Source organism: Pseudomonas sp. M1, from assembly GCF_022760135.1.
Lineage (GTDB): Bacteria > Pseudomonadota > Gammaproteobacteria > Pseudomonadales > Pseudomonadaceae > Pseudomonas > Pseudomonas citronellolis.
Genome location: NZ_CP094343.1, coordinates 1,693,893 through 1,719,439, shown reverse-complemented (window position 1 = coordinate 1,719,439; position 25,547 = coordinate 1,693,893). Strand labels below are relative to the sequence as shown.

20 protein-coding genes and 2 tRNA genes are annotated in these 25,547 nt (G+C 68.4%); 12 read left to right on the top strand and 10 right to left on the bottom strand.

From position 1 onward, the window contains the following. Window positions 1-57: 57 nt before the first annotated feature. From gcvP to dinB, 4 genes are all read right to left on the bottom strand, one after another. Window positions 58-2,919, bottom strand: a complete 2,862-nt coding sequence (gene gcvP, locus PM1_RS07815; RefSeq protein WP_009616870.1) for an aminomethyl-transferring glycine dehydrogenase — start codon at window positions 2,917-2,919, stop codon at window positions 58-60. Between the two features lie 14 nt (window positions 2,920-2,933). After that, window positions 2,934-3,311: a glycine cleavage system protein GcvH gene (gene gcvH / locus PM1_RS07810; RefSeq protein ID WP_009616869.1), complete on the bottom strand. Its 378-nt coding sequence runs from the start codon at window positions 3,309-3,311 to the stop codon at window positions 2,934-2,936. 265 nt (window positions 3,312-3,576) lie between these two features. Continuing rightward, window positions 3,577-5,103 carry a sigma-54-dependent transcriptional regulator gene (locus tag PM1_RS07805; RefSeq protein WP_009616868.1) on the bottom strand — a complete coding sequence of 509 codons (1,527 nt, stop codon included), beginning with the start codon at window positions 5,101-5,103 and terminating at the stop codon, window positions 3,577-3,579. Window positions 5,104-5,162: 59 nt separating this feature from the next. Then, entirely contained in the window at window positions 5,163-6,290 is a 1,128-nt protein-coding gene (gene dinB / locus PM1_RS07800; protein WP_009616867.1) for a DNA polymerase IV, read from the bottom strand. 147 nt (window positions 6,291-6,437) lie between these two features. On the opposite strand from dinB, the gene PM1_RS07795 reads away from it, so the two are divergent. The 5 genes from PM1_RS07795 (at window position 6,438) to PM1_RS07775 (ending at window position 11,468) form a co-directional block, all read left to right on the top strand. Then, window positions 6,438-6,514, top strand: a tRNA-Met gene (locus PM1_RS07795). Window positions 6,515-6,628: 114 nt separating this feature from the next. Beyond that, window positions 6,629-6,705: transfer RNA gene (locus tag PM1_RS07790), tRNA-Met, on the top strand. Window positions 6,706-6,869: 164 nt separating this feature from the next. Continuing rightward, window positions 6,870-9,503, top strand: a complete 2,634-nt coding sequence (mprF, locus tag PM1_RS07785; protein WP_009616865.1) for a bifunctional lysylphosphatidylglycerol flippase/synthetase MprF — start codon at window positions 6,870-6,872, stop codon at window positions 9,501-9,503. 1 nt (window position 9,504) lies between these two features. Then, the gene (locus PM1_RS07780; RefSeq protein ID WP_009616864.1) at window positions 9,505-10,785 is read left to right on the top strand and encodes a virulence factor family protein; all 1,281 of its coding nucleotides are present in this window, start codon (window positions 9,505-9,507) and stop codon (window positions 10,783-10,785) included. A gap of 119 nt (window positions 10,786-10,904) precedes the next feature. Further along, window positions 10,905-11,468, top strand: coding sequence for a cytochrome b (locus PM1_RS07775; protein ID WP_009616863.1), 564 nt, complete (start codon window positions 10,905-10,907; stop codon window positions 11,466-11,468). A gap of 251 nt (window positions 11,469-11,719) precedes the next feature. Here PM1_RS07775 and PM1_RS07770 read toward each other — a convergent pair whose 3' ends face one another. Further along, window positions 11,720-13,624, bottom strand: coding sequence for a potassium transporter Kup (locus PM1_RS07770; protein ID WP_009616862.1), 1,905 nt, complete (start codon window positions 13,622-13,624; stop codon window positions 11,720-11,722). 250 nt (window positions 13,625-13,874) lie between these two features. Here PM1_RS07770 and rimO point away from each other — a divergent pair, with 250 nt between their 5' ends. The 3 genes from rimO (at window position 13,875) to tsaA (ending at window position 16,805) form a co-directional block, all read left to right on the top strand. Further along, complete coding sequence (rimO, locus tag PM1_RS07765; protein WP_009616861.1) at window positions 13,875-15,197, top strand: 30S ribosomal protein S12 methylthiotransferase RimO; 1,323 nt, start codon at window positions 13,875-13,877, stop codon at window positions 15,195-15,197. A 53-nt stretch (window positions 15,198-15,250) separates the two neighbouring features. Further along, the gene (locus PM1_RS07760; protein ID WP_009616860.1) at window positions 15,251-15,712 is read left to right on the top strand and encodes a DUF1456 family protein; all 462 of its coding nucleotides are present in this window, start codon (window positions 15,251-15,253) and stop codon (window positions 15,710-15,712) included. Between the two features lie 382 nt (window positions 15,713-16,094). Continuing rightward, on the top strand, window positions 16,095-16,805 hold the full coding sequence (gene tsaA / locus PM1_RS07755) for a tRNA (N6-threonylcarbamoyladenosine(37)-N6)-methyltransferase TrmO (protein WP_009616859.1): 711 nt from the start codon (window positions 16,095-16,097) through the stop codon (window positions 16,803-16,805). 281 nt (window positions 16,806-17,086) lie between these two features. Here the strand turns inward: tsaA and fpr are convergent, their stop codons facing one another. Further along, a complete protein-coding gene (fpr, locus tag PM1_RS07750; protein ID WP_009616858.1) occupies window positions 17,087-17,863 on the bottom strand; it encodes a ferredoxin-NADP reductase in 777 nt (258 codons plus the stop codon). 232 nt (window positions 17,864-18,095) lie between these two features. On the opposite strand from fpr, the gene PM1_RS07745 reads away from it, so the two are divergent. Beyond that, the gene (locus tag PM1_RS07745; RefSeq protein ID WP_009616855.1) at window positions 18,096-19,022 is read left to right on the top strand and encodes a LysR family transcriptional regulator; all 927 of its coding nucleotides are present in this window, start codon (window positions 18,096-18,098) and stop codon (window positions 19,020-19,022) included. 314 nt (window positions 19,023-19,336) lie between these two features. Here the strand turns inward: PM1_RS07745 and PM1_RS07740 are convergent, their stop codons facing one another. Continuing rightward, a complete protein-coding gene (locus PM1_RS07740) occupies window positions 19,337-19,708 on the bottom strand; it encodes a diacylglycerol kinase (RefSeq protein ID WP_009616854.1) in 372 nt (123 codons plus the stop codon). Between the two features lie 82 nt (window positions 19,709-19,790). Beyond that, window positions 19,791-20,441, bottom strand: a complete 651-nt coding sequence (gene erdR / locus PM1_RS07735; RefSeq protein WP_009616852.1) for a response regulator transcription factor ErdR — start codon at window positions 20,439-20,441, stop codon at window positions 19,791-19,793. A gap of 226 nt (window positions 20,442-20,667) precedes the next feature. Between erdR and PM1_RS07730 the strand changes: the two genes are divergently transcribed. Continuing rightward, the gene (locus PM1_RS07730; RefSeq protein WP_009616850.1) at window positions 20,668-21,549 is read left to right on the top strand and encodes a DMT family transporter; all 882 of its coding nucleotides are present in this window, start codon (window positions 20,668-20,670) and stop codon (window positions 21,547-21,549) included. Window positions 21,550-21,552: 3 nt separating this feature from the next. Here the strand turns inward: PM1_RS07730 and PM1_RS07725 are convergent, their stop codons facing one another. Next, window positions 21,553-22,293 (bottom strand): tRNA-uridine aminocarboxypropyltransferase, encoded by a 741-nt coding sequence (locus tag PM1_RS07725; RefSeq protein WP_009616849.1) that lies wholly within the window; start codon window positions 22,291-22,293, stop codon window positions 21,553-21,555. Window positions 22,294-22,460: 167 nt separating this feature from the next. Here PM1_RS07725 and PM1_RS07720 point away from each other — a divergent pair, with 167 nt between their 5' ends. Both PM1_RS07720 and PM1_RS07715 read left to right on the top strand, forming a co-directional pair. Further along, on the top strand, window positions 22,461-22,868 hold the full coding sequence (locus tag PM1_RS07720) for a quorum-sensing-regulated virulence factor family protein (RefSeq protein WP_009616848.1): 408 nt from the start codon (window positions 22,461-22,463) through the stop codon (window positions 22,866-22,868). A 10-nt stretch (window positions 22,869-22,878) separates the two neighbouring features. Then, window positions 22,879-23,100: a DUF3820 family protein gene (locus PM1_RS07715; protein WP_009616847.1), complete on the top strand. Its 222-nt coding sequence runs from the start codon at window positions 22,879-22,881 to the stop codon at window positions 23,098-23,100. 6 nt (window positions 23,101-23,106) lie between these two features. Here PM1_RS07715 and PM1_RS07710 read toward each other — a convergent pair whose 3' ends face one another. Further along, on the bottom strand, window positions 23,107-25,512 hold the full coding sequence (locus PM1_RS07710) for a phosphoketolase (protein WP_009616846.1): 2,406 nt from the start codon (window positions 25,510-25,512) through the stop codon (window positions 23,107-23,109). Window positions 25,513-25,547 lie beyond the last annotated feature (35 nt).

The window sequence follows — 25,547 nt, the reverse complement described above, 5'->3', positions numbered from 1 at the left end:
ATCCGGCGCCCACCGCGGCCACGGCGCCCGCAGGAGCGGGCACAGGGACTTAAGGGTTCACGCGTCCTGGTAGTCGGCGATCGACGGGCAGGAGCAGGCCAGGTTGCGGTCGCCGTAGACGTTGTCCACGCGGCCCACCGGCGGCCAGTACTTGCCGTCCACCAGGCTCGCCAGCGGGTACACCGCCTGCTCGCGGCTGTAGGGGTGCGACCACTCGCCAACCAGCTCCGCCGCGGTGTGCGGAGCGTTCTTCAGCGGGTTGTCGTCCTTGTCCAGCTCGCCGCGTTCCACCGCGCGGATTTCCTCGCGGATGCGGATCATGGCGTCGCAGAAGCGGTCCAGCTCCTCTTTCGACTCGCTCTCGGTGGGCTCCACCATCAGCGTGCCGGCCACCGGGAAGGACATGGTCGGGGCGTGGAAGCCGAAGTCGATCAGGCGCTTGGCCACGTCGTCGACGTTGATCCCGCTGGTTTCCTTGAGCGGGCGCAGGTCGAGGATGCACTCGTGGGCCACCAGGCCGTTCTCACCGGTATAGAGCACCGGGTAGTGCTCTTCCAGGCGGCGGGCGATGTAGTTGGCGCCGAGGATGGCCGCCTGGGACGCGCGCTTGAGGCCCTGCCCGCCCATCATGCGGATGTACATCCAGGTGATCGGCAGGATGCTGGCGCTGCCGAAGGGCGCCGCGCTCACCGCGCCCTGCTTGCGCTCCAGCTGCTCGCCGTGGCCGGGCAGGAAGGGCGCCAGGTGCGCCTTCACGCCGATCGGGCCGACGCCCGGGCCGCCGCCGCCGTGGGGGATGCAGAAGGTCTTGTGCAGGTTCAGGTGCGAGACGTCGCCGCCGAACCTGCCCGGCGCGCACAGGCCGACCATGGCGTTCATGTTGGCGCCGTCGATGTACACCTGGCCGCCGTTGTCGTGGACGATGGCGCAGATGTCGCGCACCGCTTCCTCGAACACGCCGTGGGTCGACGGGTAGGTGATCATGATCGCCGCCAGGCGCTCGCGGTGTTCCTCGGCCTTGGCCTTGAGGTCGGCCAGGTCGACGTTGCCGCGCGCGTCGCAGGCGGTGACCACCACGCGCAGGCCGGCCATCTGGGCGGTGGCCGGGTTGGTGCCGTGGGCCGAGGACGGGATCAGGCAGATGTCGCGGTGACCTTCGCCACGGCTGGCGTGGTAGGCGCGGATGGCCAGCAGGCCGGCGTACTCGCCCTGGGAACCGGCGTTGGGCTGCAGCGACACGGCGTCGTAGCCGGTGGCGGCGCAGAGCATGGCCTCCAGTTCCGCGGTCATGGCCCGGTAGCCGGCGGCCTGCTCGGCCGGGGCGAAGGGGTGCAGGTTGCCGAACTCGGCCCAGGTGATCGGGATCATCTCGCTGGCGGCGTTCAGCTTCATGGTGCAGGAGCCCAGCGGGATCATGCTGCGGTCCAGCGCCAGGTCCTTGTCGGCCAGCCTGCGCAGGTAGCGCATCAGCTCGGTTTCCGAGTGGTAGCGGTTGAACACCTCGTGGCGCAGGAAGGCCGAGGTGCGCAGCAACGCTTGCGGCAACTGGTCGCCGACACTGGCGGCCAGGGCGGCGAAGTCCGGCAGCGTCTGGCCGGCGGCGAACACCGCCCACAGGGCTTCGACGGCGGCCTGCTCGCAGGTCTCGTCGAGGGAGACGCCGACGCGGCCGTCGTCGATCACCCGCAGGTTGATGCCGGCGGCCTGGGCGGCGGCATGGACTTCGGCGGCCGGGCGCGCGGTGGCGACGCTCAGGGTGTCGAAGAAGTATTCCTGCTCGACCTTGTGGCCCAGCTGCGCCAGGCCGGCGGCGAGGATGGCGGTCAGCCGGTGCACGCGCCGGGCGATGTCGCTCAGGCCCTGCGGGCCGTGGTAGACGGCGTACATGCTGGCGATGTTGGCCAGCAGCACCTGGGCGGTGCAGATGTTGCTGGTGGCCTTCTCGCGGCGGATGTGCTGCTCGCGGGTCTGCATGGCCAGGCGCAGCGCCGGGTTGCCGAAGCGGTCGATGGAGATGCCCACCAGGCGGCCGGGCATGTCGCGCTTGAAGGCGTCGCGGGTGGCGAAGTAGGCCGCGTGCGGGCCGCCGAAGCCCAGCGGCACGCCGAAGCGCTGGGCGCTGCCGAGGACCACGTCGGCGCCGAATTCGCCCGGCGGGGTGAGCAGTGTCAGCGCCAGCAGGTCGGCGGCCACGGCTACCAGGGTGCCGGCGGCGTGGGCGCGCTCGATCAGCTCGCGGTAGTCGATGACCGCGCCGGTGCTGGCCGGGTATTGCAGCAGCACGCCGAAGTAGGCGGAAAAGTCCTGCAGCGCGGCTTCGTCGCCGACCACCACTTCGATGCCCAGCGGCTCGGCGCGGGTGCGCAGCACGTCGAGGGTCTGCGGGTGGCAGTGCGCGGAGGCGAAGAAGGCCTGGGCGGCCTTGTTCTTCGACAGGCGCTTGCAGAAGGTCATGGCCTCGGCGGCGGCGGTGGCTTCGTCCAGCAGCGAGGCGTTGGCGATCTGCATGCCGGTGAGGTCGCCGATCAGCGTCTGGAAGTTCAGCAGCGCTTCCAGGCGGCCCTGGGAGATTTCCGGCTGGTAGGGCGTGTAGGCGGTGTACCAGGCCGGGTTTTCCAGGAGGTTGCGCAGGATCGGCGCCGGCGTGTGGCAGGGGTAGTAGCCTTGGCCGATGTGGTTGCGCAGCAACTGGTTCTGCGCGGCGATGGCGCGCAGGTCGGCCAGGGCCTGGGCCTCGCCCTGCCCCGCGCTGCCGTCGAGCACGCTGGTGCCCTTGATGCTGTTGGGGATGACGCTGTCGGTCAGGGCGTCGAGGCTGGCGTAGCCGACCAGCTCGAGCATGGCCTGGGTGTCGGCCTCGCGCGGGCCGATGTGGCGGGCGATGAATTCGTTGCGGGTGCTCAGTTGGACCTTGCTCATGCGGGCTCCCCGGTTCAGGCGCGGGCGGACAGGTAGGCTTCGTAGCCGGCCTGGTCCATCAGGGTGTCGAGGGCGGCGGCGTCATCCAGGCGGATGCGGAAGAACCAGCCGTCGGCCAGCGGCGCCTGGTTGACCAGCTCCGGGCCGTCGACCAGCGCGGGGTTGACCTCGGTGACCTCGCCGGCCAGCGGCATGACGATGTTGCTGGCGGCCTTCACCGACTCCAGCACCGCCACTTCGGCGCCCTGCTCATGGCGGCCGAGCTCCGGCAGCTGGACGTAGACCACGTCGCCCAAGGCTTCCTGGGCATAGTCGGTGACGCCGACGGTCACTTCGCCGGAAGCTTCGAGGCGCAGCCATTCATGGTCGGGTGTGAAGCGCAGGGTGGTCATGGGTCGTCCTCTTGGTCTCGAATCGAGCCGTCGGGTGGCTCGCGATTTTTCCCGGCACGAGAGCAAGGGTGATGCCAAAACCAACAAAACACTTATAAATCAATTAGTTGATAAACTTCACAGCAAGGCGAGACCTAGCCATTGGAACGAAATCATTCCACAAGAACCAACCAGTCTCCTGGCCTTTAGCGCATCAGGGCCCCGGCTGGCGCGGCCGCCGCCAAATGGAACGAAAACGCTCCACTGGAGCGAAATCGTTCCACTCTCAGCGCTCGCCGATCCCGTACTTGCGCAGGCGCTGGCCGATGGCGGTGTGCGAGGTGCGCAGCCGCGCGGCCAGCTGGCGCGTCGAGGGGTAGGCCGCGTAGAGCCGTTGCAGCAGCGACTTCTCGAACTGCTGCACGGCTTCCTCCAGGCTGGTGACCTCCTCGTCGGCGGCCTGGCGGGTGTCCAGCTCGGTGCCGGCCACTTCCAGGTCCTCGACGCCGATCACCTCGCCCTCGCCGATGGCCGCGGCGCGAAAGATCTTGTTCTGCAACTGGCGCACGTTGCCGGCCCAGCGGTTGCCCAGCAGCAGCGGGTGGGTTTCCGGCGCCAGGCGGCAGGGCGGGCGCTGGATCTGCGTGCAGGCCAGGCGCAGGAAGTGCTCGGCCAGCAGCAGGATGTCCTGGCCGCGCTCGCGCAGCGGCGGCACTTGCAGGTTGAGCACGTTGAGGCGGTAGTAGAGGTCTTCGCGGAAGCTGCCTTCGCCAACCATCTTCGCCAGGTTGCGGTGGGTGGCGCAGAGCACCCGCACGTTCACCCGTACCTCGCGCTCGCCGCCGATGCGGCGGAAGCACCCGTCGCTAAGGAAGCGCAGCAGCTTGGCTTGCAGGTAGGGCGACATCTCGCCCACTTCGTCGAGGAACACTGTGCCGCGGTCGGCCAGCTCCAGCAGGCCCGGCTTGCCGCCGCGCTGGGCGCCGGTGAAGGCGCCGGAGGCATAGCCGAACAGCTCGCTCTCGGCCAGGCTTTCCGGCAGCGCCGCGCAGTTCAGCGCCAGGAAGGGTTCCTCGCGGCGTGCGCTCAGGGCATGGCAGGCGCGCGCCACCAGTTCCTTGCCGGTGCCGGTTTCGCCCTGGATCAGCAGCGGCGCGTCCAGCCCGGCGACCTTGCGCACCCGCGCCTTCAGCTGCATCAGCGGTGCGGAGCGGCCGATCAGGCCCTGCAGGCCCTCGGCGTGGTCGTGGTGCAGCAGCGACAGACGTTCGCCGATGCGGCTCGGCGGGTAGAGGGTGAGCAAGCCGCCGTCCAGCGCATCGCCGGAGCCGCGGATCGGCGTGGCGTCCAGCAGCAGCGGCTGGCCGCCGAGGCTGACCTCGTGCATCGGCAGGCGGAAGCCCTTCTCCATCAGGTGCTCGGCCAGGCCCGGTTCGTCGAACAGGGTGGACAGCGACTCGCCGGCCGGCTGGCGGCCGCACAGGTCGATCAACCGCGGGTTGGCCAGCAGCACCCGGGCCTGTGCGTCCACCGCCAGCACCGGGTCGCCCATGGCCGCCAACAGCGCGTCCAGGTGCAGGCTGCGGCGCTGGCCGGGGAGCATGTCGACGATCTGCACCGAGAGCACGCCACGTACCCGCAGCAACGCGCCGTGCAGTTCGTGGAGCACTTCCTGGCGCAGCTCGGGGGCGTCTATATAGACGTTCGGCGGCACCATCTCCACCGCGTCCAGATTCAGGTTGCGCGCGCCCAGCAGCGCCAGGACTTCCTGGGTGATGCCGACGCGGTCGGTGAAGGTGACGTGGATTCGCATGCTCGGGGCCCTGGCTACGCGCTGCGCATGATCGGACTTTTACCCAACGCCGGCAACGCTCAGAACAGGTTCAGTTGCTCGGCCCTGCCACGCAGGTCTTCCAGGCGCACGCCCACGCCGATCAGCCGCACCGGCCGCTCGCCACGCTGGAAGGCCTGGGCCAGCAGCAGCCGGTAGCTGTCCAGGTCGCGGCTGGCGCCGGCCTGCTCCAGGGTGGTCTGGGTGAAGTCGTGGAATTTCAGCTTGACGAAGGGCTTGCCCGGCCGGTAGCTGGCGTCCAGGCGCTGCATGCGCCGCTGCAGTTCGTCGAGCAGGCCGGGCAGCTCGGCCAGGCAGGCGTCGACGTCGGGCAGGTCGCGGTCGAAGGTGTTCTCCACGCTGATCGACTGGCGCCGGCTGTCCACCTGCACCGGGCGCTCGTCGATGCCACGGGCGAGGTTCCACAGGCGCTCGCCGAAGCTGCCGAACTCGCGCACCAGCGCCAGGCGCGACCAGTCGCGCAGTTGTCGGCAGTCCTGCACGCCCAGGCGCGCCAGCTTCTCGGCGGTGACCTTGCCCACGCCGTGGAGCTTCTTCACCGGCAGCTCGGCGACGAAGTCCTCGACCTGCTCCGGGGTGACCACGAACAGGCCGTTGGGCTTGCGCCAGTCGCTGGCGATCTTGGCCAGGAACTTGTTCGGCGCCACCCCGGCGGAAACCGTGATGCCCAGCGACGACCAGACGCGCCGGCGGATGTCCTGGGCGATCAGCGTGGCGCTGCCGGAAAACTGCTGGCAGTCGCTGACGTCGAGGTAGGCCTCGTCCAGGGACAGCGGCTCGATGAGGTCGGTGTAGTCGCGGAAGATCCCGTGGATTTCCCGCGACACGCCTTTATAGACGTCCATGCGCGGGCGCACGATGGTCAAGTCCGGGCACAGCTTGACCGCGGTGCGCATGGCCATGGCCGAGTGCAGGCCGTAGGCGCGCGCCTCGTAGTTGCAGGTGGCGACCACCCCGCGCTTGTCCGGCGAGCCGCCCACGGCCAGCGGCTTGCCCGCAAGGCTCGGGTCGTCGCGCATCTCGATGGCGGCGTAGAAGCAGTCGCAATCGATGTGGATGATCTTTCGCTGCCGGGAACTCAACGCGGAACCTGCTCGGAGGGGATAGCGCCGGAACTCGGAGGAGATACCCCGTCCGTTCCAGCGCATTAGCTGAAGGCTTCCATGGTAATGCAAAACGGCGCGAACGCCTGCGCCGCCCGCCCGCTGCGGCCCCGCTTCGCTAAGCATCTGAAGAAAAACCAGTTTTTCTGAAAAAACGGTTGACAGGGTAGCCGTCCTGAGTAGAATGGCCGCCGCGGGATGGAGCAGTCTGGTAGCTCGTCGGGCTCATAACCCGAAGGTCGTTGGTTCAAATCCAGCTCCCGCAACCAACATAGAAAAAGGCCACTCTTCGGAGTGGCCTTTTTCGTTTGCGCTCAATTTAAATAATTGATCGGAAAGCAGAAATCGATTGACAGGGTGTTCATCCCGAGTAAAATGGCCGGCGCGGGATGGAGCAGTCTGGTAGCTCGTCGGGCTCATAACCCGAAGGTCGTTGGTTCAAATCCAGCTCCCGCAACCAACATAGAAAAAAGCCACTCTGCGGAGTGGCTTTTTTCGTTACAGCGGAAAAAGACCGAGCCTGATCCAGGCCGCGGCCCCCATAATTGCAGTCATTTGTTCCCATGGACTTGGGAATTCGCGCGGGTGCCCCCACCTGTCGCGCAACAGCCATTGAGGTGCCCGATGCGCGTCGACTCCACCGCGCCTGAGACTCCGGAAACTGCCAGCGCTCCTTCCCGCTCCCGCCTGTTCGAGCGGCTCGGCGCCCATCGCCAGGCCATCGGCGTCGGCGTCACCCTGCTGCTCTTCGCCCTGGCGCTGGTGGCCTGCTACCACCTGCTGCGCGACATCGATCCCTATTCCCTGCACGACGCCCTGCTGGACATCCCCGGCAACGCCCTGCTCGGCGCCCTGGCCGCCACCGTGGCCGGCTTCGTCTGCCTGCTCGGCTACGAATGGTCGGCCACCCGCTTCGCCGGGGTGAAGCTGCCGCTGCCGACGCTGCTCACCGGCGGCTTCAGCGCCTTCGCCATCGGCAACGCGGTGGGCCTGTCGATGCTCTCCGGCGGCTCGGTGCGCTACCGCCTGTACGCCCGCGCCGGGCTGAACGCCATGGAAGTGGCGCGCATGACGCTGTTCGCCAGCCTGTCCCTGGGCTGCGCGCTGCCGGTGCTGGCGGCCATGGCCGCGCTCAGCGACCTGCCCGACGCGGCCCTGGCGCTACGCCTGCCGCAGTGGCTGGTAGCGGTCCTGGCGGTAGCGATCCTGGCCTTCTGCGTGCTGCTGGTGATCGGCATGGAGCGGCGCCGCGAGGCGGAACAGCCGTCGCCGGACAGCCAGCTGATCCGCATCGGCCGCCGCTCGGTGCGCCTGCCGGGCCTGCGCCTGTCGCTGCTGCAACTGCTGATCACCGCGCTGGACGTGGCCGCCGCCGCCACCGTGCTCTACCTGCTGCTGCCCGAGGCGCCGCCGTTCGGCGCCTTCCTGCTGGTCTACATGATCGCCCTGGCCGCCGGCGTGCTCAGCCACGTGCCCGGTGGCGTCGGGGTGTTCGAGGCGATCCTACTGGCGGCCTTCTCCGGGCAGATCGGCGCCGCGCCGCTGGCCGCCGCGCTGCTGATGTACCGCCTGATCTACGTGGTGCTGCCGCTGCTGCTGGCCTGCCTGCTGCTGCTGGTGGTCGAGGCGCGGCGCATGCTCCTGGCGCGCCAGGCGATGCGCGTGGCCTCCGGCCTGGCCGCGCCGGTGCTGGCGGTGCTGGTGTTCATTTCCGGCATCGTCCTGCTGTTTTCCGGCGCCACCCCGTCCATCGACACCCGCCTGGAGGAGCTGGACTTCCTGGTCCCGCACCGCCTGGTGGACGCCTCGCACTTCGCCGCCAGCCTGATCGGCGTGCTCTGCCTGCTGCTGGCCCAGGGCCTGCGCCGGCGCCTGTCGGCGGCCTGGGCGATCACCCTGGTGCTGCTGCTCAGCGGCGCGGTGCTGTCGCTGCTCAAGGGCGTGGACTGGGAGGAAGCGTCGATCCTCGGCGTCACCGCCCTGCTCCTGGCGATCTTCCGCCGCTCCTTCTACCGCCGCAGCCGGCTGATGGCAGTGCCCTTCTCGCCGCTGTACCTGGCCGCCGCCGGCTGCGTGCTGGCCAGCTCCATCTGGCTGTTCCTGTTCGCCTACCAGGACGTGCCCTACAGCCACGAGCTGTGGTGGCAGTTCGCCCTCGACGCCGACGCCCCGCGCGGCCTGCGCGCCCTGCTGGGCAGCTGCCTGCTGCTGGCCGCGGTGGGCCTGACCTGGCTGCTGCGCACCTCGCCGCCAGCGATCCACGAGCCGAGCGCCGAGGAACTGGACCGCGCCGCCGCCATCCTCGCCCGCTCCGAGCAGCCCGACGGCGGCCTGGCGCTGTCCGGCGACAAGGCCCTGCTGTTCCACCCGAGCCAGGACGCCTTCCTCATGTACGCCCGCCGCGGCCGCAGCCTGGTGGCGCTGTACGACCCCATCGGCCCGACCCAGGCCCGCGCCGAGCTGATCTGGCAGTTCCGCGACCTCTGCGACCTGCACCACGCGCGCCCGGTGTTCTACCAGGTGCGCGCGGAGAACCTGCCGTTCTACATGGACATCGGCCTTACCGCCCTCAAGCTCGGCGAGGAAGCGCGCGTGGACCTGCAGCGCTTCGACCTGGAAGCCAAGGGCAAGGACATGAAGGACCTGCGCTACACCTGGAACCGCGGCCAGCGCGACGGCCTGGCCATCGAGTTCCACGAAGCCGGGCAGGCGCCGCTGGACGAGCTGCGGGCGATTTCCGACGCCTGGCTGGGCGGCAAGGCCACCCGCGAGAAGGGCTTCTCCCTGGGCCGCTTCACCCCCGAGTACCTGCGCTACTTCCGCGTCGCCGTGGTGCGCCACCAGGGCCGCGCGGTGGCCTTCGTCAACCTGCTGGAAACCGCCAGCCACGGGCTGGCCAGCCTGGACCTGATGCGCGTAGTGCCGGACGCGCCGAAGATGACCATGGAATTCCTCATGCTCGGCCTGATCCTGCACTACAAGGAGCACGGCTACGCCCGCTTCAGCCTCGGCATGGTGCCGCTCTCGGGCCTGCAGCCGCGCCGCGGCGCGCCGCTGACGCAGCGCCTGGGCGCGCTGGTGTTCCACCGCGGCGAACAGTTCTACAACTTCCAGGGGCTGCGTCGCTTCAAGGACAAGTTCCAGCCCGACTGGGAACCCCGCTACCTGGCCGTGCCCGCCGGACTGGATCCGCTGGTGGCGCTGGCCGATACCGCCGCCCTGATCGCGGGCGGCCTGTCCGGACTGGTGAAACGCTGATATGTCGAAACGTCGCTGGCGCCTGTTGGCCATCGTCCTGCTGCTGATAGTCGTCGCTGCCGCCGCAGCTGTGGCGCTGTGGTTCCACCCGCTGTCCCAGGCGCGCCTGGAGCACGGCAAGCTGCCCGACGGCAGCCCGGTGAGCCTGGCCATTCCCGCCAGGCACCCGACCGCCACTGTGCTGCTGGCGGTGCCCCAGGATAACAAGCTGGACGACGCCCAGCTGCTGGCCCTGGCCCACGACAATGGCGCCCGGGTGGTGCAGTTCCTCTTCCCGGACAACGATTGCGTGGCCCAGCAGCACCGCGTGCAGGCCGCGCAGAACCTGCTCGACGCCCAGCCGACCCTGGTCGCCGGCGTGCGCCAGGGCGGCGCCTGGGCCTGGCGCTGGCTGGCCGGGCAGAACAGCGACAAGGCCAAGGCCCTGTCGGTCGGCTTCGCCCTCGACAAGCCCGACTGCGCCGCGCCCAAGCTGCCGCAGAGCGCGCCCCACGGCCACTGGACCGCGGCCTGGAACGACAACCCGGACGACGGGACCGCGCGTTTCGCCCGCAGTCAGCAGAACGCCGAGACCGTCATCGCCAACTACTACGACAGCCTGCCGGTGGTCCTCGACGACCAGCTCAAGCGCCTGATCCAGGGCAGCGGCGACGACTTCCCGGTGGTCGAGGTGCCGGCCGCCAAGCCCTCGCCCACCGTCACCCTGTTCTATTCCGGCGACGGCGGCTGGCGCGACCTGGACCGCGACGTCGCCGGGCAGATGGCCGAACTGGGCTACCCGGTGGTGGGCATCGACGCGCTGCGCTACTTCTGGGAGCACAAGAGCCCCGAGCAGAGCGCCGCCGACCTCGCCCTGCTGATGCAGCACTACCGCGAGAAATGGGGCGCCACCCACTTCGTGCTGGCCGGCTACTCCTTCGGCGCCGACGTGCTGCCGGCCATCTACAACCGCCTGCCCGAGGCCGACAAGCAGCAGGTCAGCGCCGTGCTGCTGCTGGCCCTGGCGCGCAGCGGCAGCTTCGAGATCGAGGTGCAGGGCTGGCTGGGCAAGGCCGGCCAGGAAGCCGCCACCGGGCCGGAACTGGCGCGCATGCCCGGGCCCAAGGTGCTCTGCGTGTACGGCATCGACGAGAAGGACGAGAGCGGCTGCACCCAGCCCCAGGCCATCGGCGAGAACCTCGAGCTGCCCGGCGGCCATCACTTCGACGAGAACTACCCGGCCCTGGCCAAGCGCCTGGTCAACGCCATCCGCGCGCGCCAGGTGCCGCCGAACGAGTCCTGAGCCGAAGGCTGGCTTACACTTCAGGCATTGGCTGCGTCTTCAGCCGGGCTTCAGGCTGCGGACGCAAGCTGCCCCGACCCGCCGCCACGAGCGGGACAGCCTGAAGAGAAGGAGTTTCCATGAGCCAGCCCCCCTACCCGCGCCGCTACGGCAGCCTGTCCATCGCCCTGCACTGGCTGATGCTGGTGCTGATCGCCGGCGTCTACACCTGCATCGAACTCAAGGGCAACTACCCCAAGGGCAGCGACACCCGCGCCCTGCTAAGCCAGTGGCACTTCATGCTCGGCCTGAGCGTGTTCTGCCTGGTCTGGCTGCGCCTGATCGGCCGTTTCATCTACCCCACCCCGCCGATCGTGCCCGCCCCGCCGGCCTGGCAGATGCTGCTGGCCAAGACCGTGCACGTGGCGCTCTACGCGATGATGATCGGCCTGCCGCTGGCCGGCTGGACCATCCTCAGCGCCGCCGGCAAGCCGATCCCCTTCTGGGGCCTGCAACTGCCGCCGCTGGTGGCGGAGAACCCGGACCTGGCCAAGCAGGTCAAGGCCGTGCACGAGACCGTCGGCAACATCGGCTACTTCCTGATCGGCCTGCACGCCGTCGCCGCGCTGTTCCACCACTTCATCAGCCGCGACAACACCCTGGTGCGCATGCTGCCCGGCGCCGGCGAGGCGCGGCCGGAGTAACCGCGCCATCCCGCACCTGCGCGCGAATCGCGGACGGAGCCCCGTAGGATGGGTTGAGCTTGCGAAACCCATGCGGTTGCGCTGATGGGTATCGATTCGCTCAACACCATCCTACGAAAAGCCGTGCATCCTGGAACCGTAGGAGCGGGCTCCGTCCGCGATCGGCCGATCCCATGCACGGTCGATTGGCGAGGCCCCCAGAAACTAAAAAGCGCGCCCTCAGGCGCGCTTCGTCTTCCCGATAAAGCCGGTCAGATCTCCACCTGCGTCCCCAGCTCGATCACCCGGTTCAGCGGCAGGTTGAAGTAGCGCAGGTTGCCGTTGGCGTTCTTCAGCAGGAAGGCGAACAGCCCCTCGCGCCAGCGCGCCATGCCGATGCGCCGGGACGGGATGACCGTCTCGCGGCTGAGGAAGTAGGTGGTGCGCATGGGGCTGAAGTCCAGCTCGTTGAGGTGGCAGTACTTCAGCGCCGCCGGGATGTCCGGGTCCTCCATGAAGCCGAAGTGCAGCAGCACGCGGAAGAAGCCCTCGCCGTAGGCATCCACCTCGAAGCGACGGTCGGTGGCGACCCGCGGGCTGTCTTCGTTGACCACCGTGAGCAGCACCACCTGCTCGTGCAGCACCTGGTTGTGCAGCAGGTTGTGCAACAGCGCGTGGGGCACGGCGTCGGAGCGCGCGGTGAGGAACACGGCGGTGCCCTGCACGCGGTGCGGCGGCTGCGAGCGGATGCTGGCGATGAACAGCGGCAGCGGCAGCGAGCCTTCGTCCAGGCGCTCCACCAGCAGCTGGCGGCCGCGCTTCCAGGTGGTCATCAGGATGAACAGGGCGATACCGGCCACCACCGGGAAGGCGCCGCCCTGCACCACCTTCGGCAGGTTGGCCGAGAAGAACAGCACGTCCACCAGCAGCATCATGCAGAAGAACGGAATGGCCAGCCACAGCGGCCACTTCCAGTGCAGCCAGAGCACCACGCCCATCAGCAGGGTGGTCACCAGCATGGTCCCGGTCACCGCCACGCCGTAGGCCGAGGCCAGCGCCGCGGAGGACTCGAAGCCCAGCACCAGCAGCACCACGCCGACCATCAGCGCCCAGTTCACCCCGGCGATGTAGATCTGCCCCTGCTCCTGGCTGGAGGTGTGCTGCACGAACATGCGCGGCACGAAGCCCAGCTGGATGGCCTGGCGGGTCAGCGAGAAGGCCCCGGAAATCACCGCCTGGGAGGCGATCACCGTGGCCACGGTGGACAGCGCCACCATCGGCAGCAGCGCCCAGGACGGCGCCAGCAGGTAGAAGGGGTTGCGCGCGGCTTCCGGGTTGTAGAGGATCATCGCGCCCTGGCCGAAGTAGTTCAGCACCAGGCCCGGCAGCACCAGGGCGAACCAGGCGCGGGAAATCGGCTTGCGGCCGAAGTGGCCCATGTCCGCGTACAGCGCCTCGGCGCCGGTCAGCGCCAGCACGGTGGCGCCGAGGATGGCCACGCCGATGCCCGGGTGGACGATGAAGAAGTTCGCCGCCCAGTAGGGGTTCATCGCGTTCAGCACCACCGGGTGCTGGTAGATGCCGTACAGGCCGAGCGCGCCCAGCACCACGAACCAGATCACCATCACCGGGCCGAACAGGATGCCGATGCGCGCCGTGCCGTGGCGCTGGATGAGGAACAGGCCGACCAGCACGATCAGCGCCAGCGGCACCACCCAGTGTTCCAGGCCGTCGAAGGCGATCTCCAGGCCCTCGATCGCCGAGAGCACCGAGATCGCCGGGGTGATCATGCTGTCGCCATAGAACAGCGAGGCGCCGAACAGGCCCAGCACCACCAGCACCGAGCTCAGCCGCGGATAGCCGTGGGCGGCGCGGCGCGCCAGCGCGGTCAGCGCCATCACCCCGCCCTCGCCCTGGTTGTCGGCGCGCAGGACGAAGATCACGTACTTGATCGAGACCACCCAGACCAGCGACCAGAAGATCAGCGAGAGGATGCCGAGGATGGCGTCGTGCCCCACCTGCACGCCGTAGCCGCCGACGAAGACTTCCTTGAGCGTGTACAGCGGGCTGGTGCCGATGTCGCCGTAGCAGACGCCCACCGCGGCCACCATCATGCCCAGGGCGGAGCTTGAATGGTTTTCCTGCTGCTCCGCGGTTCCAGCGCTGGCGTTGGACATGTAACAAAATTCCTCTAGGAAAAATTCGGCGCATCCTGCGCCGACGGGCCCGGCGATGCAAGAGCCACGAAAACCTAATCTGAGTGACTATAGAAGGTGTTTGCCGCCCTTACCCTGTGTCTGCCGGCGCTTTCGCCGGCCGCTGCGGCAGCTTGTCTCACGGAGGCTGGTCAAGCGCGCGGGCTGCCGCTAGAATTGCGCACTTTTTGATCAGAGGCGCCGCCAGCGCGCCCTTAGAGGTTAGCCGCCCATGTCCACCGCAACGCCCAAAGTCGGTTTCGTCAGCCTCGGTTGCCCCAAGGCAACGGTCGACTCCGAACGCATCCTCACCCAGCTGCGCATGGAGGGCTACGAGATCGTGCCCACCTACGAGGACGCCGACGTCGTTGTGGTGAACACCTGCGGCTTCATCGACAGCGCCAAGGCCGAATCTCTGGACGCCATCGGCGAAGCCATCGCCGAGAACGGCAAGGTCATCGTCACCGGCTGCATGGGCGTGGCCGAGGACAGCATCCGCGACGTGCACCCCAGTGTGCTGGCCGTCACCGGCCCGCAGCAGTACGAGCAGGTGGTCAGCGCCGTGCACGAGGTGGTGCCGCCCAAGGCCGAGCACAACCCGCTGATCGACCTGGTGCCGCCGCAGGGCATCAAGCTCACCCCGCGCCACTACGCCTACCTGAAGATTTCCGAGGGCTGCAACCACAGCTGCAGCTTCTGCATCATCCCGTCGATGCGCGGCAAGCTGGTCAGCCGCCCGGTGGGCGACGTGCTCAGCGAGGCCCAGCGCCTGGTCAAGGCCGGCGTCAAGGAACTGCTGGTGATCTCCCAGGACACCAGCGCCTACGGCGTGGACCTGAAGTACAAGCTGGACTTCTGGGACGGCCAGCCGGTGAAGACGCGCATGCTGGAGCTGTGCGAAGCGCTGTCGAGCATGGGCGTGTGGGTGCGCCTGCACTACGTCTACCCCTACCCCAACGTCGACGACGTCATCCCGCTGATGGCCCAGGGCAAGCTGCTGCCCTACCTGGACATCCCCTTCCAGCATGCCAGCCCGAAAGTGCTCAAGTCCATGAAGCGCCCGGCCTTCGAGGACAAGACCCTGGCGCGCATCAAGAAGTGGCGCGAGCTCTGCCCCGAGCTTACCATCCGCTCGACCTTCATCGTCGGCTTCCCCGGCGAGACCGAGGAAGACTTCCAGTACCTGCTCGACTGGCTGACCGAAGCCCAGCTCGACCGCGTCGGCTGCTTCCAGTACTCCCCGGTGGAAGGCGCCCCGGCCAACGACCTGGGCCTGGAGCCGGTGCCCGATGACGTCAAGCAGGAGCGCTGGGAGCGCTTCATGGCGCACCAGCAGGCGATTTCCGCCGCGCGCCTGCAACTGAAGGTGGGCAAGGAAATCGAAGTGCTGATCGACGAAGTGGACGCCGAAGGCGCGGTGGGCCGCTCCTGGGCCGACGCCCCGGAGATCGACGGCGCCGTCTACATCGATACCTTCGACGTGAAGCCGGGCGACAAGGTGCGCGTGCGCATCACCGACGCCGACGAGTACGATCTCTGGGCCGAGCTGGCCTGAGCCGCCGAAAGCCCCGCCTTGCGGGGCTTTTTCTTTCAACCGGGACACTACCGATGCTCAACAACGACATCCTGCGCAGCCTGCGCTACAGCCTCGACATCGCCGACCGCGAGGTCGCCGCCATCGCCAGCCTGGCCGGATTGGCGCTGGACGAGGCCGAAGTCGCCGCGCTGCTGGCCCGCGAGGACGAACCCGGTTACCGCGAGTGCCCGGACGAAGTGCTGGCGCGCTTTCTCGACGGCCTGATCATCCACCGCCGCGGCCGCGACGACAGCCGGCCGCTGCCACCGCTGGAACTGCCGCTGACCAACAATCTGGTGTTGAAGAAGTTGCGGGTGGCCTTCGAACTGCGCGACCACGACCTGCTGGCGATCCTCGACGACGCCGGGCTGGTGATGACCAAGGGGGAACTCAACGCGCTGTTCCGCGCCCCCGGCCACAGTAACTACCGTCCCTGTGGCGACCAGTTGCTGCGCAATTTCCTCAAGGGCCTGGTCCGGCGCGACAGGCGCTGAGCCGCGGGCGGCCATGCCCTGGGTCTGGCTGCCCACGCACTTGTCTTGCGCCGAGGCGCTCTTCGTAGGATGGGTTGAGCTTGCGAAACCCATGCGGTGGCGCTGATGGGTATCGCTTCGCTCAACACCATCCTACGAAAAGCCGTGCTTCCTGGAACGTAGGACTTTGTCCGCGATTGGGTTCACCGGCCACGCCGGAGGCCCCGGTGGCACGAACGGCTCCCTCTCCCTCCGGGAGAGGACTGGGGTGAGGAGCGAAACCAGGCCTGGACACCTTCTACGGCTGGCTGTTGCTGCGCAGGCGCCGGCGATGACGCAAGCGGCGGGGTTTGCAGTGCCGATCGGGTAACATGGCGGCCCCCTGCTCCATGCGCGTGCCGCCATGTCCTACTCCGTCTCCCCCATCGGCTACATCCGTTCCTGCTTCAAGGAGAAGTTCGCCATCCCGCGCCAACCGCAGCTGGCCCCGGCGGCGCGGGGCGTGCTGGAGCTGCTGCCGCCGTTCGACGGCGGCGAGGCGGTGGAAGGCCTGGAGCAGGTCAGCCACGTCTGGCTGCTGTTCCTCTTCCACCAGGCCCTGGAAGACAAGCCACGGCTCAAGGTGCGCCCGCCGCGCCTGGGCGGCAACCGCTCCCTGGGCGTGTTCGCCACCCGCGCCACGCACCGGCCCAACGGCATCGGCCAGTCGGTGGTGCGCCTGGAGAAGGTCGAGCCCGGGTGCCTGTGGCTGTCCGGCATCGACCTGCTGGATGGCACCCCGGTGCTCGACATCAAGCCCTACGTGCCCTATGCCGACGCCGTGGCCGACGCGCGCAACGCCATCGCCGAGGCGCCGCCGGCGCCGATCCCGGTGCAGTGGAGCGACACCGCCCTGGCCCAGGCCCGTGAGCAGGCCCTGCGCCTGGGCGAGCCGGTGGTCGAGCTGGTCGAACAGTGCCTGGCCCAGGACCCGCGCCCGGCCTACCAGCAACCCACGCCCGAACGCCGCTACGGCGCGCGCCTGTGGGACCTGGACGTGCATTGGCATTACCCCGAAGCGGGGGTGATCAGGGTATTGGATGTGCAACCCGCGCTTCGCCGCCTCACCCCGTAGGTTCCAGGAAGCACGGCTTTTCGTAGGATGGCGTTGAGCGAAGCGATACCCATCAGCGCAACCGCATGGGTTTCGCAAGCTCAACCCATCCTACGAAGAGCACCTAGGCGCAAGACAGTTGCTCCTACGGTTCAGGGAAGCACGGTCGTAGGAGCGGATTCATCCGCGATTGGATTTACCGGCCACGCCGGCCCCTACGCACTCCTACGCACGGCATTTCCCCATGTCCGCCATGAACGAAAAAGCCCGCCGGGTGGCGGGCTCCTTCAATTGCGGGCAGCTTACTTCTCGACGAAGGCGCGCTCGATCAAGTAGTCGCCCGGCTCGCCCATGCGCGGGGAGATCTGCAGGCCGAAGCCGTTCAGCACTTCGCTGGTCTCGTCCAGCATGCTCGGGCTGCCGCAGATCATGGCGCGGTCGTCCTGCGGGTTCATCGGCGGCAGGCCGATGTCGGCGAACAGCTTGCCGCTGCGCATCAGGTCGGTCTGGCGGCCCATGTTGCGGAACTCTTCACGGGTGACCAGGGGGTAGTAGATCAGCTTCTCTTTGACCATGTCGCCGAAGTACTCGTGCTCCGGCAGGACCTTGGTGATGAAGTCGGCGTAGGCCAGCTCGCTGACCCAGCGCACGCCGTGGACCAGGATGACCTTGTCGAACTTCTCGTAGACTTCCGGGTCCTGGATCACGCTCAGGAACGGCGCCATGCCGGTGCCGGTGCTCAGCAGGTACAGGTGCTTGCCGGGCTTGAGGTCGTCCAGCACCAGGGTGCCGGTGGGCTTGCGGCTGACCATCAGCTCGTCGCCTTCCTTCAGGTGCTGCAGGCGCGAGGTCAGCGGGCCGTCCGGGACCTTGATGCTGAAGAACTCCAGGTGCTCCTCGTAGTTCGGGCTGGCGATGGAGTAGGCGCGCATCAGCGGGCGACCGTTGACTTCCAGGCCGATCATCACGAACTGGCCGGTCTTGAAGCGCAGGCCCGGGTTACGGGTGGTCTTGAAGCTGAAGAGGGTGTCGTTCCAGTGGTGCACGCTGAGAACGCGCTCGGTGTACAGGTTGCTCATCAAGGACTCCTAGAGATTCGTGGCGCACCCCAGCAGATCCCGGACGTAGCGCGATTGCGCGACATTTTATAGGGGGCGAGAATATCCGCAAAATAAATTATCTGGATATTGCTAATCCAAAACGCAGATAAGGGACGCCTGGCGGCCAGCGCGCGCCAGCTTACGCCCCCTGCCGCCCCGCCTGGGGCGACCGAATGTCGCGCCCTCGCCCGCCACGGAGCCAAACCAACCGATGAAATTCACCCTGCGCCAGATGGAAGTCTTCGTCGCCGTGGCCCAGCAGGAAAGCGTGTCGCGCGCCGCCGAAGCGCTGTCGCTGTCGCAGTCGGCCACCAGCACGGCCCTGGGCGAGCTGGAGCGGCAGTTCGACTGCAAGCTGTTCGACCGCGCCGGCAAGCGCCTGACGCTGAACGCCCTGGGCCGCCAGTTGCTGCCCCAGGCGGTGGCGCTGCTGGACCGCGGCAGCGAGATCGAAACGCTGCTCAACGGCAAGAGCGCCTTCGGCTCCCTGGACCTGGGCGCCACCCTGACCATCGGCAACTACCTGGCCACCCTGCTGATCGGCACCTTCATGCAGCGCCAGCCGGACTGCCGGGTGCGCCTGCACGTGCACAACACCGCCCACGTGGTGCAGCGCATCGCCCACTACGAGCTGGACCTGGGCCTGATCGAGGGCGACTGCCAGCACCCGGACATCGAGGTGCAGCCGTGGATGGAGGACGAGCTGGTGGTGTTCTGCGCGCCGCAGCACCCGCTGGCCAACGCCGGGCCCGTGGACCTGCACCGGCTCAGCAGCGAGGCCTGGATCCTCCGCGAGCAAGGCTCGGGCACCCGCCTGACCTTCGACCAGGCCATGCGCCATCACATCGAGCCGCTGAATATCCGCCTGGAGCTGGAGCACACCGAGGCGATCAAGCGCGCCGTGGAGTCGGGCCTGGGCATCGGCTGCATCTCGCGCCTGGCCCTGCGCGACGCCTTCCGCCGCGGCAGCCTGGTGCCGGTGGACACCCCGCAGCTGGACCTGCGCCGGCAGTTCTACTTCATCTGGCACCGGCAGAAGTACCAGACCGCGACCATGCGCGAATTCCTCGACCTGTGCCGCAGCGAGACGGCGGGCATCAGCCGCAGCGACGAGATCGTGCTGCCGATGATTCCCTGAGGCGGTCTTGTCGACCACGCCGGGACGCTCTTCGTAGGATGGGTTGAGCCTGCGAAACCCATGCTGCCGTGGTGATGGGTATCGCTTCGCTCAACCCATCCTACGACGGCATTTCTCCGCACTTTGTAGAGCGTAGGGCGGATAACGTTCGACGTTATCCGCCGTTTGGCCTTGGCTTCAGGCGCGCTCCGGGTTTGGCCACGAAGTGCCTGTTTCAGGGCACTCCGGGCTCGACCGAGGAGCCGGGCACGAGGCCGGTGTAGCGGCGTATGACCGCGAACGGTCATACGCCCTACGCGCCTGCTCCCATGGGCTCAGCCCAGCAGGATCACCGCCCAGGTCACGGTGATGATGCTCAGCGCGACGAACTGCGCGGCGCTGCCCATGTCCTTGGCGTTCTTCGACAGCGGGTGGCGCTCCAGGGAGACGCGGTCGACCACCGCTTCCACCGCCGAGTTGAGCAGTTCGACGATCAGCGCCAGCAGGCACACGGCGATCATCAGTGCGCGCTCGCCGCGGCTGACGTCGCAGAAGAACGCCAGCGGGACGAGGATGACGTTGATCAGCACCAGTTGGCGGAAGGCCGCCTCGCCACGGAAGGCAGCGACGAAACCGGCCATGGAGTAGCCGGCGGCGTTGAGGATGCGCTTCAGGCCGGTCTGGCCCTTGAAGGGGGAAGAAGTCACGAAGGGCTCTCTGCGAAAAAAGACGCGGCACTCTAAACCAGGTGCCGTAGGAAAGTGTGAAACCAAGGTCACGGGCGGCCGATCAGGCGCCCGGAACCGTTTCCATCTGTTGCAGCAACAGCGCCGCCTGGGTGCGGGTGCGCACGTTGAGCTTGCGGAAGATGGCGGTGACGTGGGCCTTCACCGTCGCCTCGGAGACGCTCAGCTCGAAGGCGATCTGCTTGTTCAGCAGCCCCTCGCAGACCATGGTGAGCACGCGGAACTGCTGCGGCGTCAGGCTCGCCAGGCCGGCGCTGGCGGCGCGCACTTCCTCGCTCAGCTCGGTCACCGCGTCGGCCTGCGGCGGCCACCAGACGTCGCCGTCGAGCACCGCGCGCACCGCCTGCTGCAGGGTGGCCATCTCGCTGGACTTGGGGATGAAGCCGCTGGCGCCGAACTCGCGGGAGCGCTGCACCACGGCGGCGTCCTCCTGGGCCGAGATCATCACCACCGGGATCTGCGGGTACTGCCCGCGCAGCAGCACCAGGCCGGAAAAGCCGTAGGCGCCGGGCATGTTCAGGTCCAGCAGGACCAGGTCCCAGTCGGCCTTCTCGTTGAGCCTGGCTTCCAGCTCGGCGATGCTCGCCGCCTCCACCAGTTTCGCTTCGGGGCCCAGGCCCAAGGTGAGGGCCTGGTGCAGGGCACTGCGGAACAGCGGATGATCGTCAGCGATCAGGATTTCATAGGAAGCCATGTAAGTTCCTTGATGGCCAGGCTCGATCCCGGCCGCGGATAACGGCGGGGCCAGCATGGGAAAGGTCGTGACCTGATTGGCGCATTGTACGCAAATGCATCGGCCGATGCCTGCCGAGAATGCAGATGCGGGCGACTCCCAGCGCACCCGCTGACGGAATGGACAGCTTTTCAAAGTCCCCGGCTTGCGGCAGAGTTGCGCTCTTTTTTTGCCTGCCGAGAACACCATGAAGAGCCATGCCCTGCGCGCCGATATCCTGATGCTGGTCACCGCCATGATCTGGGGTGTGTCCTTCGTCGCGCAGCGCCTGGGGATGGATGCCATCGGGCCCTTCCTCTATACCGGCCTGCGCTTCGCCCTCGGCGCGCTGATGCTGCTGCCGCTGCTGGCCTGGTCGGCCAGGCGCGGGGCCCAGCCGTTCAACCGCGGCCTGCTGCTGGCGGGCCTGGCCATCGGCACCGCGCTGACCCTCGGCATCAACCTGCAGCAGGTCGGCCTGCTGTTCACCAGCGTGACCAACTCCGGCTTCATCACCGGCCTGTACGTGATCATCGTGCCGCTGCTCGGCCTGCTGCTGGGCCACCGCACCGGCACGGGCACCTGGCTCGGCGCGGCGCTGGCGGTGGTGGGCATGGCCATGCTGAGCATCGGCCCGGGCTTCAAGGTGGCCTCCGGCGACTGGCTGCAACTGACCGGCGCGCTGGTGTGGGGCTGCCACGTGTTGCTGGTGGGCCTGTTCGCCAGCCGCTACGACGCCATCCGCCTGGCCTTCCTGCAGTTCGTCACCTGCTCGGTGGTGAGCATGGCGCTGGCGCTGGTGTTCGAGGAAATCCACTGGGACGCCATCGTCCAGGCCGGCCCGGCGCTGCTCTACGGCGGCCTGCTCGGCGTCGGCACCGGCTTCACCCTGCAGGTGATCGCGCAGAAGCACGCCATCGCCTCCCACGCTGCGATCATCCTCTCGCTGGAAGCGGTATTCGCCGCCATCGCCGGGGCGATCTTCCTCGACGAGAGCCTGCACGCGCGCGGTTACTTCGGCTGCGCGCTGATGCTCGCCGGCATGCTGGTGGCCCAGCTGTGGCCGCAGAAGAAGGCCGCGGCGGCCTGAACCCTAGAGCGCGGTGTAGGGCCGCAGGGCCTGGTGCGCCGGGCTCTGCTCGTCCAGGCCGCGCTGGTGCTTGGCGCCCAGGTAGCGCTCGCTGAACACGTCCAGGTAGGCATCCAGCGCATCCCCCGCGCGCTGGTCGCCAGACAGACCCAGGCACAGCGCCGCCACTTCCGCGGTGCACAGGTGCTCGTCGAACTTGGAGCGGCGCAGGCGGTAGCGCGACAGCGCGTCCGGGGTGATGCTCAGCACCGGGAAGCGGTCCAGGTAGGGGCTCTTGCGGAACATCTTGCGCGCCTCGTTCCAGGTGGCGTCCAGCAGGATGAACAGCGGGCGCTTGCCGGGCTGCGGCGCGACCTTCTCCACCACCCGCTCGGCGGCGACGAACTCCCCCGGGAACACCACGTAGGGCTGCCACTGCGGATTGTCCAGCAGCGCCAGCAGGGCCGGGTCGACCTCGATGCGCGACCAGCCGAAGGCCCAGGTGTCCGGCACCGTCTCGGCGATCAGCCAGCCGGTGTTGCTCGGCTTCAGCGGCTCGGTGTCGAACATCACCAGGCACATGCCGGCGTTGGCCTGCACCTGCGGCTGCCAGGCGCACATGCAGTAGTCCGGGCGCAGGCGGCAGCCGGCGCAGCGCGGCGAACGCGAGCCACGGGCCACGAAGGGCTTCACGCAGCGGGCCAGGCGCTCGGCGCGCAGGCGGGCGACGGCATGGTTCTTGGTGGCGGGATGGGCAGGCGACATCGGTGGCTCGGGCAGGCAGTCTCGGCGGGCGGCGATTGTAACAGAGCCCCTGCGCGCCAAGGCCGCTCGGCAGCCGGGCGGTTTTCAGGGACAATGGGGGATTTGCGGCGCCGGCGAACCGTGCCGGCGTCGCGCGGTCGAATACGCACCCGTTTCAGGAGAAGCCCATGCTGCGCCTAACCGCCCTCGCCCTCTGCCTCGTCCTGCCCGCGGCCCACGCCGCGTCGCTCAAGGACTTCGAACTGGCCAAGACACTGGAGAACGTCGCCAAGGAAAGCAGCGAAGGCACTCCGCGCGCGATCAACGAGGACATCCTCGACCAGGGCTATACCGTCGAAGGCAACCAGTTGATCAACCATCTCAGCGTGCGCGCCAGCCACGCCGCGAAGATGCGCGCCAACCCCGAGAGCGTGCGCAGCCAGCTGGGCGACAGCGTGTGCAGCAACACCGGCTACCGCCAGTTGCTGGCCCAGGGCGCGGTGCTCACCTACGACTTCACCGAGTACCACACGAACGCCCCGGTGGCCGTCGAGCGCTTCGATGCCGGCAGCTGCCGCATCAAGCTGCAGAAGTGAAGCCGGCGCCATGCTGGAGTCGGAAAAGCTCAACCTGCTGAAGATCGCCCGCACGCCGATGCCCTTCGGCAAGTACCAGGGACGCATGCTGGTGGACCTGCCGGAGGAGTACCTGCTGTGGTTCCAGCGCAATGACAGCTTTCCCAAGGGCGAGCTGGGCCGCCTGATGCAGATTGTGCTGGAGCTGAAGGTCGAGGGCCTGGATTCCCTCGTCAAGCCGCTGAAGCGCTGAGGCGCCTCAGCGCAGGGCCTGCGGATCCCCCTTGCCGGCCAGCGCCGCGACCTCCTCGGCGGTCAGCAGCGCGCTGCGCGGTACTTCCAGCAGGCGCGCGCAGGCCGCCAGCACATCGCCCCAGCAGGCCCGGTTGGCGAACAGCATGCCGGGCTCGTCGAGGGTCCCGCCGCGGTTGCGGTAGCCCAGCACCGAGCTGCGCAGCGCATCCGGCAGGATCGGCCAGAGATGCCCGCGCGCCACTTCCGGGCGCATGTGGGTGAGCAGCACGCGGCGCCCGTAGGCATCCGGGAACAGTTGCTCGATCAGCACCTCGTCGGCCACCGCCGCCAGCTCCCAGTTGTCCCTCGGCGCGCGGAAGCGCCCCGGCTCCTGCAGGTAGACCAGGCGGTACGGGTAGCCGGCCTCGGCCAGGCGCTCCACGGCGCGGCGCATCTCGCCGAGCTGGTAGCTGCCGTTGGCGATCAGCAGCAGCGGGTCGCTGCCGGGATGTTCTTCCACCACGATGGCGCCATCGCGCGCCAGTTGTTCCGCCTGGGCCCGGTCGAACAGGTTCGGCCGCTCGCGCTTGGGCGCTACTACGCAGGCGAGCTGCCCACGGCTGCGGTAAATCTGCGGCAGCAGCGCCAGCAGGCTGTTGTGGTCGGCGGGGAACAGCACCCGCACCATGTCGCTCATCTCGCCCAGCAGGCTTTCGCAGAAGGTGGTGTCCTGGTGCGATTGCTGGTTCTTGCCGTTCTCCCAGGTGTGCGAGGTGGCCACCAGCGGCCAGCCGAGCCAGCCGGCCGGGCGCCCCGCCTCTTTCTGCAGGCGGGCGAAGATCAGCGTCTGGCGCACCGCGCCGAGCATCTTCACGCAGAACGCCTCGTAGCTGGCCACCAGGTTGAGCCCGCCCTGGTTGGCCAGGCAGGCGGAGACCACGGCCTCCTCGTTGAGCGCGGTGATGACCCGCCCGTCGACGGCCTCCAGCGCGCTCTCCGGCTGGCAGACGCGGTGCTTCAGCGCCTTGAGCACGCCGCCCAGGCGGTTGCTGGCCAGCTCGTCGGGGTTGCCGACGCGGGCCCGCAGGTCCGGGTTCGCCGCGCACAGTTCGCTGAAGAAGCGGTCCAGCGCCAGCATCGGCGAACACTGGTCGTTGCGGTAGTGCAGCTCCGGCAGGCTGGGCTCGATGGGCCGCCGCACCGCCAGCGGGTTGTCGCGCTCCAGCAGGCGCCCCTGGCGGCTCGCAGTGAACAGTGCGCAGGCGGCGTCCAGCTCCGCTTCCGGCACCCACAGCCGCGCCGCATGCTGGTTGAACAGCTCACGGGCGTTCTCGTCGTCGCGGGGGTTGCCCGGCAGCGGCAGGTTGTGCGCGGCGTTGCTGCCGGCGCCGTAGAAGCCGAAGCCCTTGACCGTCTCGGCGATGCCGTAGGGAATCGGCAGCGGGTACTGCAGGATGCCGCTGTTCTTCTCGTGCACGCGATGGGCCAGGCGCTGCTCCATCTCCCACAGGGCGCAGACGAAGGCGGCCGGGTCGCGGCCGTCGAAACTCAGGGGGTCGAAGCCGCAGCCGCTCAGGTGGTGCTTGAAGCCTTCCAGGCCTTCCCGGGTGCCCAACTGGGTACGCTGCTCGATGCGCCGGCCATTGGCGATCATCACCGGCAGGGCCACGCCGCAGTCTTCGGCGCGCCACCAGCGCGGCATCCAGTCGCTGCCGCGCTGCTCCTCGGCGGCGCCGTCGGAGAGGAAGGCCACCAGGGTCTCGCCGGGCAGCGGCAGGTGCGCATACTGCAGTTCGGCGAAGCCCAGGTAGCCGCCTTCGGCGATGCCGCCGGCGGTATGCGGGTTGACGTGGCTACCCAGGGGCACGGCGACGCTGCCGTCCGGCGCCTGGGCGTAGCTGTAGAAGTCCTGCACCAGGCGCTCCAGGCCGGCGGCGTCGATGCTGTAGCGCCGCGCCTGCTCGGGGTGCAGGTTGGCGGTCAGCACGTTGAGCGCCTCGATGGCCGCCACGCAGTGCCCCTGCCCCATCAGCCAGCCGCGGGTGGTGCCGGTCAGGGCATTGAGCGCCAGGTAGCCGGCGTAGGCCGGCACCATGTTCAGGGCGCCGCCGGTGTGGCCCTCAGGGTTGGCCTTGAAATCCTCGGCCTGCAGCGGCGTGCCATCCAGGTGCACACGGCGCGCGTAGGTCATGTGCACCACCAGCCAGAGCCCGGCGCAGGTCAGCCGGTCCAGCGCGCGGAACATCCGGTAGACGCTCGCCAGGTCCGGCTGCAGGCCGGCCTGGACCAATTGATGAGTCACGCGGAAGACCGCAGCCTGGGTCAGCGCGCTATGCTCAAGCGGACCGTATCCGCTCAGCCATTCGGCGAATGCCGGCTGCTCCGCCGCGTGCGCGGCCAGTTCGTCCGGACTGGGCAGTATCTGCGACATGCTCGACGTTCTCCCTGGGGCTATGGGGGAAGTCT

What these genes read in the sequence shown, in the direction of transcription:
- PM1_RS07775 (WP_009616863.1), top strand. Translation starts at nt 10,905, where the DNA reads ATGAGCCAGCCCCCCTACCCGCGCCGCTACGGCAGCCTGTCCATCGCC.
- PM1_RS07725 (WP_009616849.1), bottom strand. Translation starts at nt 22,293, where the DNA reads ATGTCGCCTGCCCATCCCGCCACCAAGAACCATGCCGTCGCCCGCCTG.
- fpr (WP_009616858.1), bottom strand. Translation starts at nt 17,863, where the DNA reads ATGAGCAACCTGTACACCGAGCGCGTTCTCAGCGTGCACCACTGGAAC.
- erdR (WP_009616852.1), bottom strand. Translation starts at nt 20,441, where the DNA reads ATGGCTTCCTATGAAATCCTGATCGCTGACGATCATCCGCTGTTCCGC.
- PM1_RS07710 (WP_009616846.1), bottom strand. Translation starts at nt 25,512, where the DNA reads ATGTCGCAGATACTGCCCAGTCCGGACGAACTGGCCGCGCACGCGGCG.
- mprF (WP_009616865.1), top strand. Translation starts at nt 6,870, where the DNA reads ATGCGCGTCGACTCCACCGCGCCTGAGACTCCGGAAACTGCCAGCGCT.
- PM1_RS07760 (WP_009616860.1), top strand. Translation starts at nt 15,251, where the DNA reads ATGCTCAACAACGACATCCTGCGCAGCCTGCGCTACAGCCTCGACATC.
- gcvH (WP_009616869.1), bottom strand. Translation starts at nt 3,311, where the DNA reads ATGACCACCCTGCGCTTCACACCCGACCATGAATGGCTGCGCCTCGAA.
- PM1_RS07745 (WP_009616855.1), top strand. Translation starts at nt 18,096, where the DNA reads ATGAAATTCACCCTGCGCCAGATGGAAGTCTTCGTCGCCGTGGCCCAG.
- tsaA (WP_009616859.1), top strand. Translation starts at nt 16,095, where the DNA reads ATGTCCTACTCCGTCTCCCCCATCGGCTACATCCGTTCCTGCTTCAAG.
- PM1_RS07780 (WP_009616864.1), top strand. Translation starts at nt 9,505, where the DNA reads ATGTCGAAACGTCGCTGGCGCCTGTTGGCCATCGTCCTGCTGCTGATA.
- PM1_RS07715 (WP_009616847.1), top strand. Translation starts at nt 22,879, where the DNA reads ATGCTGGAGTCGGAAAAGCTCAACCTGCTGAAGATCGCCCGCACGCCG.
- PM1_RS07805 (WP_009616868.1), bottom strand. Translation starts at nt 5,103, where the DNA reads ATGCGAATCCACGTCACCTTCACCGACCGCGTCGGCATCACCCAGGAA.
- rimO (WP_009616861.1), top strand. Translation starts at nt 13,875, where the DNA reads ATGTCCACCGCAACGCCCAAAGTCGGTTTCGTCAGCCTCGGTTGCCCC.
- PM1_RS07730 (WP_009616850.1), top strand. Translation starts at nt 20,668, where the DNA reads ATGAAGAGCCATGCCCTGCGCGCCGATATCCTGATGCTGGTCACCGCC.
- gcvP (WP_009616870.1), bottom strand. Translation starts at nt 2,919, where the DNA reads ATGAGCAAGGTCCAACTGAGCACCCGCAACGAATTCATCGCCCGCCAC.
- PM1_RS07770 (WP_009616862.1), bottom strand. Translation starts at nt 13,624, where the DNA reads ATGTCCAACGCCAGCGCTGGAACCGCGGAGCAGCAGGAAAACCATTCA.
- dinB (WP_009616867.1), bottom strand. Translation starts at nt 6,290, where the DNA reads ATGCGCTGGAACGGACGGGGTATCTCCTCCGAGTTCCGGCGCTATCCC.
- PM1_RS07720 (WP_009616848.1), top strand. Translation starts at nt 22,461, where the DNA reads ATGCTGCGCCTAACCGCCCTCGCCCTCTGCCTCGTCCTGCCCGCGGCC.